This is a genomic window from Bacillus sp. AR8-1 (genome assembly GCF_008042345.1).
Classification (GTDB): Bacteria; Bacillota; Bacilli; order Bacillales; family Bacillaceae_G; genus Bacillus_A; species Bacillus_A cereus.
This window is the reverse complement of sequence record NZ_QNUB01000016.1, coordinates 95647-108806: the sequence shown is the minus strand read 5'-3', so window position 1 is coordinate 108806 and position 13160 is coordinate 95647. Positions and strand designations below refer to the sequence as shown.

Sequence of the window (13160 nt, the reverse complement as noted above, 5' to 3'; positions counted from 1 at the left end):
GCTATTGTATATGCACTAACTTCCTTTATGGAAGTAGTGATATTTTTTTCATATAGTTACCAAAAGTATAGTTTTGTGATACTATAAAGCAAATTCATCCAAAAAAATTTTATGGAGGCTAGTTCCATGAACGATATAAATCCAGTTGAATTAACGAAAGGTTTACCTGGCATACCTTGTCCCATCGCTAAAACGCTTGATGTAATTAGTACAAAATGGACGTTTTTAATCATTCGTGATCTTCTTATCGAAGGAACATTACGCTTTAGTGATTTACAAAAATCAATGGATGGTATTAGTCCAAAAACATTATCGCTTCGACTAAAAGAATTAGAGTCTCAAGGCATTATAACGAGAAAAGTATATCCAGAAGTTCCGCCTCGTGTAGAGTACACATTAACGGATAAAGGAAAGCAATTAGAGGGGATTTTTATTGAATTAAAACGGTTTGGATTAAGCTTATAAAACAAAAAAGCCTTACCGTTAAAGTGAAGTGAACCCGAATAGTGGTACATGAAAAAAATAAGAGTTCATTACCCAGAAGAAGTAAAGTGGAAAGTGATTGAAATGAAAAAGGATGGGTATTCCAATTGGACCATTATGGAGAAACTCGGGATTAAAAATGTTTCCCAAATTAAGATATAGATGAAATGGTATCGTACAGATCGAACGTATCAGTTTCAACAACCTGTAGGAAAACAATATTCTTATGGAAAAAGACCAAAAGAGCTCAGTGAATTAGAATAGCTACGTATAGAAAATAAACACCTAAAAACAAAATTACTTGTATGGAGAAATTATCTGGAAATCGAAAGGGGCTGAAATCAGAAACTGTAGTTACTTTATGGAAAAATTTAAAAACAAAAATAACGGTAAAAGAATTGCGTAACGTATTAGAATTACCCCTTCCACATTTTATCGTTGATTACAACGAACGGAAGATCTGAAAGATGATATAGGGGTACAGACACATCGCCATCAAGCTAACAGAACAGATTGTCCCTAAACGAAAATTTTGTAGCTTTTTTAGCACGGAAGTTCATTATTATCGTTTTTTATGTTTCTTAACTTGATAGAGGTGTGGTGGATCCCTTTTTTAGAAGTAAATACTTCTAACACCTTGTAGTATTTGAAGATCAATTTTATCTGCTTTTGTCCTTTGAATTATAAAATCTAATCCATTTTTAGTATTGTCCGCATATTTAGGCATTGCTTCAAGTGTATCTGTCAATGGTTTGGTGAAATCGTCCCAGTGTATTGGAATAACAAGCTTCGGTTGTACTTTTCGTACAGCTTGCTCGTAATACATATTTTGGAAATTACTTTCCTGCTTTCCTAATCCCCCTATTCCTAAAAACAGGACATCAGCTCGAATATCATCTAATACACCTTCTATATAGTTAGCACTTGGTTTAACAAGGAAAGTTTTATTATTATACGTAATCAAGTAATCATATGAAGAGTCTTCATGATAATCTAGTGCTTTAGTTGGTTGTTTAAGTGGCTTTTTTATTTTTTCTCCTTCATCAAAGGTTGGTGAATGTTTCGATGGAAGGACAGTAACAGTAAAATCACCAAACTTCATAGCCTTATTTACTTCATATACAGACATCTGGTTCTTATTTATATCACCACCAATACCTATGTTAATTGCTGACTCTGAACCATATACATGTGTTCCAGTTCGTTTAGCTATGTAAGCTAAATCAAACGCATGATCATAATGTGTATGTGCAATAAATAATCCCTTAAGTTTATTATTATCAGCCCCTATTTGATTAAAAATTTTATCCACAGTATCTTCATCTGTTTTTATATTGCTGAACAATATTTTTGGTAAGGATGGCCTAGAAATAAAACCATCAATCATTAATTGCGTATTTCCATCATCAAATAGTAAAGATGATGTTCCTAAGAATGTGACCTTTACCTCACCGTGATTCAATACTTTTTGTGTTGTTTTTGGAGCATAATATGCCTTGTATTGTTGAATATCTGCTGAAGGTGTTAGAAACTTATAATAAACGAAAATAGAAGCGATTAGTACTAGTACTAGTAACCCTATAAAAAACACGCTTAATTTTTTTCTTAATTTATATTTCAAAAAACATTCTCCTTTCTAGACAAAAGATATTATTATTTGACTGTGCTAAATCCTCCTACTTGAGGTTACCACAAAGTATCTATAAAAATTAAAAAACGCCATCCTTTCCTACGATTCTACAGAAAGAATAGCTTATTTTTTCATTTTAGGAGGAATTTTGTTTTCTTAGCTTGATAGCGATGTGGCGGTACCCCATATAGAAAAAACCGATTCCCTACACGTTAAGGGTATCGGCTTTTGTTCATTTCATTATTCTTTAGAACTTGATAGGTTGTATTTCCTAATTTTATTACGCAATATCAAAAGAATTTATTATTTATACACAATTCTAAAATACGAATTAACAGTTAATATATAATATCCAAAATAGATTATGCAATATGCAATAGAACTAATGGAAATAGGAATCATAATACTGTATATAGGCATGTTGTTTATTATTGGTAAAGCAAATAAGCTATGAGTAAGTCCGACTATTATAGGTGAAATAAAACTAAAGCTAACTTGTTTCGAAATTGACTTTCTTACTTCTTTTTTCGTAACACCTATCTTACGAAGAACCTCATAGTATTTCTGATTAGCATGTGCTTCAGATAGTTGTTTATAATAAATAATAGAACCAGTTGCTAGTACAAATATAATTCCCAAAAAGCTTCCAATAAATAATGTAACTCCATACAGTTGCATAAAATCTTCATTTGTTTCAGATTGCCCTACATAATATCCTGATACAACTGTACTAACTGCCGTTAAAGCTGTGGCACTTAAGATAGCAATAGTCGCAAGTAATTTGGCATTTCCTTTTACTCGATATAACAACTGTGAAATATTTAGTATATTCATACCGTTAAAATAGATATTGCTCTTACTTTTAATTTTCTTTAATACAATAACTGTATAAGAAGTGAATAGACAGTAGGTTGCAAGAACAATCGCAATCAAAATACATAACGGGATTATTTTAGGATCCATTAGCGGACGCATAGGGTCCTCAGGGTTCTGCACAAATTTTACGACTTCGCGAAAAAAGAATGCTAAAACATAACCAAAGCCAATTAAAATAAGACCTATATATGCCAAATATTTAGATCCTTTTGGCATACTCTCTCCTTTATGATTCGCTTGGAACATTTCAATTAATGGAAATTGATAAATTAAGCGCGAGTTTTTCCAAGCTGTATATAATAGAATCGATAAAAAAACAATAATTGTGTCTATTATGGCCTTTATAGATAACTCGAACGTAATTGGCACATTTAATTTCATCAAACTCATTAGAAGTTCTAAAAATAACTTAAAACTTATACTGCCAATCAATATCCCAACTATTAAAGCTACGCCCCCCATTATTAATGTTTCACAAAATAACATCGTACCAATTTGTTTTTTAGTAATACCTAGTAAAGAATATAACCCTATCTCTTTTTTACGTTTTCTTATAAAAAAATTAGTAGAGTAAATAATAAATATGGCTATAAAAATAATAAGTATCACTTTTGAAGACTGAAGAACACTATTAATCATTACATTATTAAGCATTTCTTTTTTTATTTGCGTACTATATCGAAGTGACGCAAATATAAAATAAATCAGCATACTCGAAGCTAAAGATACAAAATAAAGTATATACTCCTTAAAATTTCGCCTTATATTTCGTTGAACGATTTCAATTAAAGTCATTTATTTTAACCTCCTAAAAACTATTTCTACAAAATATACATTGTTTTAATCACACATTATGTTATAAATGGCCATATTAGATAAGATCATCAGCCTTATCTTCAGAAATGGAAGACATTACATCAATGACTTGTTGGAAGAATTGCTTACGTGTTAATTCTCCACGGTGTAATTCTTTATATAATTCACCATCTTTAATCATAATCACTCGTTTACAATAACTTGCCGCAAACGCATCATGCGTTACCATTAATATGGTTGAGTTATCATATTCATTTAATGACTTCATACTTTCTAATAAATCCGTTGCTGATTTAGAGTCAAGCGCCCCAGTTGGCTCATCCCCAAAAATCATACTCGGATTCGTAACCATGGCACGTGATGCTGCGCAGCGTTGTTTCTGTCCCCCAGATACTTGATATGGGTATTGACTTAAGATATGATCCATGCCAAACTTCTTAGAGATTTCAAGAACAAGCCGATCAATTTCACTAACCTTCACCTTTGATAAAGCGAGAGGCAATGCGATATTTTCTTTGAACGTTAACGTATCTAATAAGTTATAATCTTGAAAAATAAAACCTAAATGATTGCGCCGAAATAATGCCAACGTATCATCACTCATTTTTACAATATCTTTTCCATCTATTAAAATCTCACCACTCGTCACATGATCAATTGTCGAAAGAACATTTAATAGAGTTGTCTTACCTGAACCAGAAGGGCCCATAATCCCAACAAATTCTCCTTCTTGTACTTGTAAGTTAATTCCTTTTAACGCTTCAAATGTATTTCCACCTGTGTCATATACTTTTTTAATATTTTTTGCTTCTAGCACTGTTTTCATTTTATATTCCTCTCTCCTCTTAGTATTTACAGCCAAGAAATCTATATAAAATTAGAGTTAAGATTGTTTAGATTTTTGCTTATACCATGAAAATCCTTATTTTCAAAAAGAGTAAATACCCATATGGGTATTTACTCTTTTCTAGAATATCTTATCTTTCACCTACAACTATTATTCATATCGTAGACAATCAATTGGGTCTAGTTTAGCTGCTTTATTTGCTGGAAGTATACCAGAGACAATGCCAATCAATATAGATATTCCAACAGATAGTAGACCTAGATTTACTGAAATAACAAGTGGCCATCCACCTACGATTGCCGATACCCAAGCAAAGAAAATACCTAACACAAAACCAATTACTCCACCTAATGCTGTTAAAATACAAGCTTCAATAAGAAATTGCATTAATATTTCCCTTCTCGTTGCACCAAGTGCTTTTCGAACACCTATTTCACGTGTACGCTCTGTAACAGATACAAGCATGATATTCATCACACCAATACCACCTACGATTAAAGAGATTCCAGCAACACCAGTGAATACCATTTTCATCGTATCTAATGATTCTTCTACGACCAAATCGTTTTTTGTCTCATCCTCTACTGTAAATAGATGCTCAAATTCTGGTGGTTTCAATCCATTTAATACAGATACAGCTTGTTTCCCTACAATTTCTCGCTCGCTAGAAGAAGATAACTTAATGGTCACTGCATTATATTCCTCAACACCTGAGATCAACGGTGCATTGTCAACCGAGGTATATCCTGCATACACATTTGATTGCCATATATTATCATATTTGTACACCCCGACAATATTATATGGTTTTCCTTTTATATCTATATATAAATCATTTTCCCATGTATCATATAGTTTTTTAAATAGAGCTTCACTGATAATCAAAACAGGAATTGGTTTTTCCAGCTCAGTCTCTGTTAACTCACGCCCGTGTATCATTCGTAGTTTGTGATCCTGCATAAAATTACCTGTTCCCACATTTAAATTAAGAGAAGCTTCTTTTGAACCTACATATGCTTTTACGTCCATATTCACATGTGGGTACACATCCTTTACACCTGGTATTACTTCTAATTGCTTTACCATATCTGGTGTAATCTTTGCTATTTCCAGCGGAAAATCTGGGTTGATATACTCTATATTAATTTCATCCATATGGCGGCTCTCTTCAATCTCTTTTTGCATCTTTGCAGTATTTCCATCCCCCGTTGCGAGAATTGTAATAATCGCACTGATTCCAATAATAATTCCCAGCATCGTTAAAATAGATCTCATTTTATGGGCAAAGATAGAAGAGATAGCCATACGTATATTTTCATGTATATTCAATTTTATTCTCTCCAATCCTGAACAATGTTTCCGTCACGAATAACGATTTGACGTGCTGCGGCTTCCCCGATTTCACGATCGTGAGTAATCATAATAATCGTTGAACCTTGCTTGTTTAATTCATAAAATAGATTTACAATTTGTTCACTTGTTTTCGTATCTAGTGCACCTGTTGGTTCATCTGCCAAAATAAATTTCGGGTTATTTACAATTGCGCGTGCAACTGCAACGCGTTGTTTTTGTCCACCTGACAATTCATTTGGAAAGTGGGTAGCGCGATCAGCTAAACCAACTTTTGTTAAGGCTGCTAATGAACGCTCTTGTCTTTCCTTTTTATCGACTCCCGCATAAATAAGTGGTAATTCAATGTTTTGCAACGCTGTAAGTCGTGGCAGTAACATGAAGTTTTGAAATACGAATCCAATCTCTTTATTACGAACATGCGCAAGCTCGGTTTCAGACATGTTTGAAATATTTTGTCCAGCTAATTCATAGGAACCTGTCGTAGGCTTATCTAAACACCCAATAATATTCATTAATGTTGATTTACCAGAACCAGAAGGCCCCATGATAGAAGTGAAATCTCCCTGATTTAGCGTTACATCAATTCCGTGCAATATTTGAATGGATTCTTCACCATTTTGAAAAGATTTTGTAATGCCTTGTAAATTAATCATTGCGTGGCAACCTCCATACCATCTTTTAGATTTACAGTAGGTCTAGAGATAATTTTTTCTCCTTTTTTCACTCCGGAAATTTTTGCTTCATTACTTGTTTCAAATTCAACCGTAACAACTTGTTCTTTTGCTTTTCCGTCTTTTACAACAAAGACAACGTTTTTATCACCTTTTTTTAAAATACTGGTCTTTGGAATGACTGTACCCTTTGCTTCGCCTGATTTAGTTTCTACGTATACGTGGAAACCATTTTGTAAGCCTTCACTATTGTCTAACGTCACAGTAAATGGATAACTAGAAACTGTTTTGTTTTCATCCATACTTTTTAATGGTGTAGAACCAATTTCTGTTACTTTTCCTGTCCATGTTTTACCCGCTACAGTTTTTGATGAAACTGTTATTTCTTGTCCAATTTTTACATTAGCAAGTTCAAATTCAGACATTTGACCTGCTACTTTAAATGGACCTGCATGGCGAAGTGTAATTCCGCTCATACCGTTTCTTTCATTAGAAGCTGTAATAATATCATCAATTACACCGTCAGCAGGACTCATAACAGAAAGTGTGTTTACTTTCTCTTTTGCTACTTTAATCATTTCATCCGCTTTTTCTACTTCAAACTTCTTCATTTCAAGCTGTGATTCTAATTGTTGAATTTCAATCTCTGACGCTTTTACTGCTTCTGCAGAAAGACCAGCATTTTTATCTTTTTGTAGCTTTTGTTTTGCTGCATCAATTTGTTTTTGTTGTAATGTTACTTCTTTTTGTGCAATTTTCTTTTGCATTTCCACTTCTGTTACACCTTGTTTAACAGTTGGATCATTGTATTTAAACAGAAGCTGTCCTTTCTTTACTTCATCGCCTTTTTTAACAGCTAGTTCATTCGTACCTTTTGTTGGATCAAATGAAATGATCTCCATTCCATTTGGAATCACTTCACCAGCAAACTTTTGCTGATTTTCGATTTGTTTTTCTAGTACTTCAGATGTTTTATAGGTCATAACTGGTTCAGAACTTCCGGCAAAATTCATATAAGCCCCAGCTCCTATACCAACTGTTAATACACCAACAATGACTACCTTATTTACTGTCTTCATATTATCCTCACTATTTCTTGTACTTTATTTTTGGAGACCATTATTTCCGTTTGTATAATTAGTTAACATTTTTAGAAATTATATATAAATTAGATTTCAAAGTATTAACATATCTCTTTTAAAATCAAATTGTGATAAAAATCTAGGCGTATACTTTTCGCAATATAAAAAGCCCCACCTTTTATTAGTAATTTCTCTTTGGCCTAACCTATAAATAGGATAGAAGAAATTAATTAAATAAAAAGTGGGGTAATAATTAAATATTTATTAAATTTTTCAATTCTCTTCTTTTGGTAATCTCACTTCAAAAATTGTTCTCACTACATTACTTTCTGCAGAAATCTTCCCATTATGTTTCTCAACAATATTTTTAGCAATAAATAATCCAAGACCCGTACTATTTTTCTGTACTGTTCTTGCTTTATCACCTGTATAAAACATATCAAAAAGATAAGGTAACTCTTCTTCTGGTATACTTTCTCCATAATTAATAATCTGTACAACAACGTCTCCATCTTCAATGTATCCATTCATATCAACAAACTTCCCATTATTTCCATATCGAACCGCATTTGTTAGAAGATTTTCAAATACTCGTGCTAACAAATTCCCGTCACCGTTGATAGTTAAATTTGGTGCAACATGTAATCTAGCCTCTAATTGATTTTTCTCTAATAATGGATATAATTCCAAATCTAATTGCACGAGCAATTCACTTATATTAATATTTTTTTTATCTATTTGTTGTACACCATAGTTCATTCGTGTAATTTCAAATAACTCATCAATTAAACTTTCAAGTCGTTGTGATTTTGCGAATGCAATTGTAGAATAATATTTAATTTGTTCCGCAGTTAAGTTTTTCTCATTGAGAATTAAATCTAAATAACCTAGGACAGATGTTAATGGTGTTCTTAAATCATGAGCTAAGTTAACAACAAGTTGATCTTTACTACTTTCTGCAAAGTCTCCTCGTTCAACCGCCTCTTTTAATTTTTCACTTGCAATATTAATTGCGCGTGCAATATCGCTGAATTCATCATTTGATGAAATATAAACTTTATGTGTGAAATCTCCTTTAGAGAGATGATGAATGCCATTAGAAATTTCATCAAAATACTTTAAATAAGGTTTCGTTAAAAAGAAAAAGAATAAAATAGATAGCAAAGTGAAGGAAAGGAAAGAGAAATAAATACTTCCCCCAACCACTCTATTTGCTACATAGTCTTCATGACTAACCATCATTCTAAAAGAGAACCCTAATGTTTTATAAATTATATATGTTCCGAAAGCTGCTAACATCATACTTAGTGCAAACAAGGCAATCATTTTAAACCTAAAACTTTTTACTATTTTAGCCATTGAAAGTATAACCTACTCCCCATATCGTTTTTATTAACTTGTTCTTCCTTTTATCTTCTCCAAGTTTCTTTCGTAAAGTACGAATATGCACCGTAACTGTATTATTGTTATCATCATAATAATCATTTGTCCATATCTGCTGAAAAATATTTTCAAGGCTATATACTTTTTTCGGATGACTTGCCAATAAATATAAAATATCAAACTCTTTTGGTGTCAAATCAATTCGTTCTCCGTATACATGTACCGTTCTTTTCTCAAAATCAATAACAATGCCTCCAGCCTCTAAAACAGATGTTTCTTCTACTTTCGGCTGATTTAACGTAAAAAATCGGCGAAGTTGAGCATTCACACGTGCAACTAATTCAATTGGTGTAAAAGGTTTCGTCATATAATCATCTGCACCTAGTACAAGACCCGTCACTTTATCAAAATCAGATGTTTTCGCGCTTAAGAAAATAATTGGCATATTTTGTTTAGTACGGATTTGACGCGTCACCTCATAACCATCCATTTTTGGCATCATGATGTCTAAAACCACTAAATCAATTGCCTGCGATTGAATAATTTCAATTGCGGCTTCTCCATCAGTTGCTTTTACAACCTGGTATCCTTCTTTTTTTAAATGTATTTCAATTAATTCAGCAATCTTCAAGTCATCATCAGCTATTAGAATTGTAATCGGCTTCATTTTATCCTACCTCTTCTTTTTCTTCCTTATATTCAAATAAAAAAATTGATCACTCTATTAATTTCATCTGCAAAATTACTAATGTGTAATTCATTCTTTTTGAAAATAGTTTGAATTCCTATCATTCCCTTAAAAAGACAAATTCTTTTAGTATTTTTTGAATGGCTATAAAATTCCACGTCTCTACATTGAAATCTTATCATTTTCAGGAGGAAAGCGCAGAATGTCTCTAATAAAGAATATTTTTAAATACCTTACTAGCGTCATTCTAATATTTTCCTTCATTGAAAATGTAGCTCCATTATAAATAGAACTTATCGCATACAGTCAAGTTTGGAATAAAGTATCATTGAATAGATAACAAGCAAAACCAGCTCGTATTCCATTACATACATATCAAATATATATAATATCTAGATTACTTTTTAGCCATCCATCTAAAGTTTCTTTATCAATCCATAGTTTCTTCTATAATTTTGAAGGCATCTTAATTTGTTTTTTTATACGTACATACTTTTTCTACCCATGGAAAATAAATTGTCAATTTGTCTTTATTTTGTACCATTTTTTGTTTTTGAGTAAAATTGTTGCCGTAATCAATATTTATCCATTCATTATCAAGCCAAGTGTATGTCCCTGCATTTTTATATTCATTTGATATTTTTTGAGTATGCATCTCTATTAACCATATAGTTTTCTTTTTTTTATTTTCTGGATTAACTTCGATTTTTTTATCAAACTGGTAAGAAACCGGACAAGTAGTGTCATTATCCTCTAATCTCCAATTCCCATTCAATTCTTTACCGCTACATCCAATTAGCAATAAACTGAAGCTAATTGGAACAATTAACTTTTTTATTTTTTTCATTATACATTTACCTTTCATTATCACTTTTTATCTAATGCGTAACTTAGTACAATTCCTTCTTTAACAGAAAGGTATTATATGAATTCCAACATATATAAGATAGAGAAAATTAATTAAATAAAATGTAGGGCAAATATAAATTTTTCATTAAATTTTTAAACTCTCTGCATTTTGCAATCTTATTTTAAATATTGCTCTTATTTCATTACTTCCAGCAAGTCTTGTTCACTTATGCTATTTAAAGATACCTTTAAGCAAAATAAATGTGCTTAAAAATATCTTCCTATAAAAGATTAATTACTTTTAAGATTTTAATATTAAAACAGATTATTGGGAAATCAACATTAGTTTGTAGCGGTATAATTATGGTAGCAAATGTAAAGAGATAATTTTATATGCAAAATATTTACAGAAGAAATTTATCCAAGGTAGAAAAATAGAGAAATAACAGGAGTTAAGTTTATGAAATTATTAAAACTGAAGAAAAATAATTTTATAAAATAGTGAAAGAATATGAAGCACACAAAGTAACAACTAACCTATAACGAATTAGAGCCGAAAATTTCTTAGAGTAGAATAATCGGCTTTTTTTATGTCAAAATTTGCTTAGCGTATACTTTCGTTAAAATGCGGGTGGTATCCCATTTAGAAGAGAAAGTAAAGGACGTCGAAAAAAAGAAATATATCAATGGTGCGGAACCAATGGTAGCCCCTCATCGATTGGAGTGCCAATTCAATACATCCAGGTTTACGGATGTGACGTATCTCTTATTTGGAGAGCGTACCTTGTATTTATCAACGATCATGGATGCCCTTAATCGCGAAATTATTAGTTGTGTCATCAACGAATTACAAACACTGACATTAGCGACGAAGACATTGAAACAAGCAATGAGAGGGTGAAAAGTAAAAAATGTCATCCTTCACTCATATCAAGGAAGTATTTATACTGCGAAGGAATTTCAAGCGTATGCCAAACAAAACGGCATCATCACCAGCATGTCCCGTAAAAGAAATTGCCATGATAATGCCGTCATGGAAAGCTTCTTTGGCCATTTAAAAAGTGAAGCTTTCGATTCACAAAAGATAACAAAAGTATCCAAACTGTGCGAAAGATTGTGCTAGAATACATTCATTACTACAATTATGTGAAAATTCAATGAAAATCAAACCACCTATCCCCTAAAGAATTTAAGGAACAGATGGTTTAGGTGTTTTGATATGTGTCCCGTTGTCGGGGGTCACTTTACCTCACGTCGTAAGGGGTTTTATTACTTCGCAAAACTTTCAGCCAACTGTTTCTCTCTCCACATAAATGTAATGCCGAGACCAACTATTAAAACAACGCCTGAAAATGCATATGGATAATGAATATTCATATCAAATAATATTCCGCCCATCGCTGGTCCTGCGATATTTCCTAAACTCGTATAAGTCGAGTTCATACCAGCGACGAATCCTTGCTCTTTTCCGGCTGCTTTTGATAAAAATGTCGTTAAAGCTGGACGAAGTAAATCAAATGCTAAGAAAATGAAGCAAGTAACGAGAAGTACAATCCAATAATTAAAGACTACAGTTGAGACGAATGCTAATACTGCACCTACAATTAAACATATTTGAATTAACACTTTCTCACCGAACATGTCTACCAATTTGCCAAACATAAATACTTGCACAACTACCCCAAAGATTGAACTAATTGTAATAATTGCCGCAATATCTTTCGGCGAGAAACCAAATTTATGATCAGAGAATAAGCTAAACACTGTTTCATACGCTGATAATCCGAATGCGAGTACAAATACGATAATAAATGCAATTGCATACATTGGATGTAATGATTTCTTTAAATCCCCAATAAAACTTGATTCTTTCGTATTAGAAGAAATCTCTGCAAGTTCTTCTTTCGTTAACGGTTCTTTTAAAATAAAGATCGAAATCACACATGCTATAAAAGCAATTACTGCTGCAACGAAAAACGGCACACGTATACCGTATTCTGCAATAAATCCGCCGATTCCAGGCCCTATAATGAATCCAGTACTAATAGCCGCAGATAAGTATCCCATCGCCTTTGGACGTTCCTGAATAGATGTAATATCCGCAACATATGCCGTAACACCAGGCATAATAAAAGCAGCACTAATTCCGCCTAATACCCTTGCTACATAAAGCATCCATACATCTTTTCCTAATCCAAAAAGAAGCTCTGAAACACCAAAAATAAATAATCCAATGATTATCATTTTCTTTCTACCGTAAAGATCAACCCACCGGCCTGTAATAGGTGAAGTAATGAGCTGTGCCATTGCAAACACTGCAACGAGATATCCCATCGTCTTCCCTGTTAAACCCATATCATTCATAAAGGACGGCATAACCGGAATGATTAATCCAATCCCTAAAAAAGCGATAAATATATTACTCAAAAGAATGACCAATACCATCTTTTGTTCTTTTATCGGTTTCTTCACTTTTTAACAC

General features: G+C 32.4%; 11 protein-coding genes and 2 pseudogenes. 3 read left to right on the top strand and 10 right to left on the bottom strand.

Annotation, left to right across the window (positions count from 1 at the left end; all coding sequences use genetic code 11):
* Positions 1 to 126 precede the first annotated feature (126 nt).
* Together DN400_RS10040 and DN400_RS10035 are read left to right on the top strand one after the other, a co-directional pair.
* Entirely contained in the window at positions 127 to 465 is a 339-nt protein-coding gene (locus DN400_RS10040) for a winged helix-turn-helix transcriptional regulator (RefSeq protein WP_000997917.1), read from the top strand.
* Positions 466 to 513: 48 nt separating this feature from the next.
* A pseudogene (locus DN400_RS10035) lies at positions 514 to 922 on the top strand (IS3-like element ISBt2 family transposase); the annotation flags it as partial.
* Positions 923 to 1096: 174 nt separating this feature from the next.
* Here the strand turns inward: DN400_RS10035 and DN400_RS10030 are convergent.
* The 9 genes from DN400_RS10030 to DN400_RS09990 form a co-directional block, all read right to left on the bottom strand.
* The gene (locus DN400_RS10030; protein ID WP_000875674.1) at positions 1097 to 2104 is read right to left on the bottom strand and encodes an MBL fold metallo-hydrolase; all 1008 of its coding nucleotides are present in this window, start codon (positions 2102 to 2104) and stop codon (positions 1097 to 1099) included.
* A 312-nt stretch (positions 2105 to 2416) separates the two neighbouring features.
* Positions 2417 to 3784: an FtsX-like permease family protein gene (locus DN400_RS10025; RefSeq protein WP_065228357.1), complete on the bottom strand. Its 1368-nt coding sequence runs from the start codon at positions 3782 to 3784 to the stop codon at positions 2417 to 2419.
* Positions 3785 to 3860: 76 nt separating this feature from the next.
* Complete coding sequence (locus DN400_RS10020) at positions 3861 to 4631, bottom strand: ABC transporter ATP-binding protein (protein WP_000859666.1); 771 nt, start codon at positions 4629 to 4631, stop codon at positions 3861 to 3863.
* Positions 4632 to 4802: 171 nt separating this feature from the next.
* Complete coding sequence (locus DN400_RS10015) at positions 4803 to 5981, bottom strand: ABC transporter permease (protein ID WP_001020777.1); 1179 nt, start codon at positions 5979 to 5981, stop codon at positions 4803 to 4805.
* Positions 5982 to 5983: 2 nt separating this feature from the next.
* The gene (locus tag DN400_RS10010) at positions 5984 to 6658 is read right to left on the bottom strand and encodes an ABC transporter ATP-binding protein (protein ID WP_000609180.1); all 675 of its coding nucleotides are present in this window, start codon (positions 6656 to 6658) and stop codon (positions 5984 to 5986) included.
* Positions 6655 to 7755, bottom strand: a complete 1101-nt coding sequence (locus DN400_RS10005; protein WP_065228356.1) for an efflux RND transporter periplasmic adaptor subunit — start codon at positions 7753 to 7755, stop codon at positions 6655 to 6657. The genes DN400_RS10010 and DN400_RS10005 overlap by 4 nt, the downstream gene beginning before the upstream one ends.
* Before the next feature lie 276 nt (positions 7756 to 8031).
* Positions 8032 to 9117 carry a HAMP domain-containing sensor histidine kinase gene (locus tag DN400_RS10000; protein WP_001074331.1) on the bottom strand — a complete coding sequence of 362 codons (1086 nt, stop codon included), beginning with the start codon at positions 9115 to 9117 and terminating at the stop codon, positions 8032 to 8034.
* Positions 9110 to 9808 (bottom strand): response regulator transcription factor, encoded by a 699-nt coding sequence (locus DN400_RS09995; RefSeq protein WP_065228355.1) that lies wholly within the window; start codon positions 9806 to 9808, stop codon positions 9110 to 9112. Before DN400_RS09995 ends, DN400_RS10000 begins: the two co-directional genes overlap by 8 nt.
* Positions 9809 to 10295: 487 nt before the next feature.
* On the bottom strand, positions 10296 to 10676 hold the full coding sequence (locus DN400_RS09990) for a hypothetical protein (RefSeq protein WP_065228354.1): 381 nt from the start codon (positions 10674 to 10676) through the stop codon (positions 10296 to 10298).
* A 669-nt stretch (positions 10677 to 11345) separates the two neighbouring features.
* Here DN400_RS09990 and DN400_RS09980 point away from each other — a divergent pair.
* Positions 11346 to 11839: pseudogene (locus DN400_RS09980) on the top strand (DDE-type integrase/transposase/recombinase); the annotation flags it as partial.
* Positions 11840 to 11947: 108 nt separating this feature from the next.
* On the opposite strand, the gene DN400_RS09975 reads toward DN400_RS09980, so the two are convergent.
* Positions 11948 to 13150, bottom strand: a complete 1203-nt coding sequence (locus DN400_RS09975; protein ID WP_000742945.1) for an MFS transporter — start codon at positions 13148 to 13150, stop codon at positions 11948 to 11950.
* Positions 13151 to 13160: the final 10 nt, after the last annotated feature.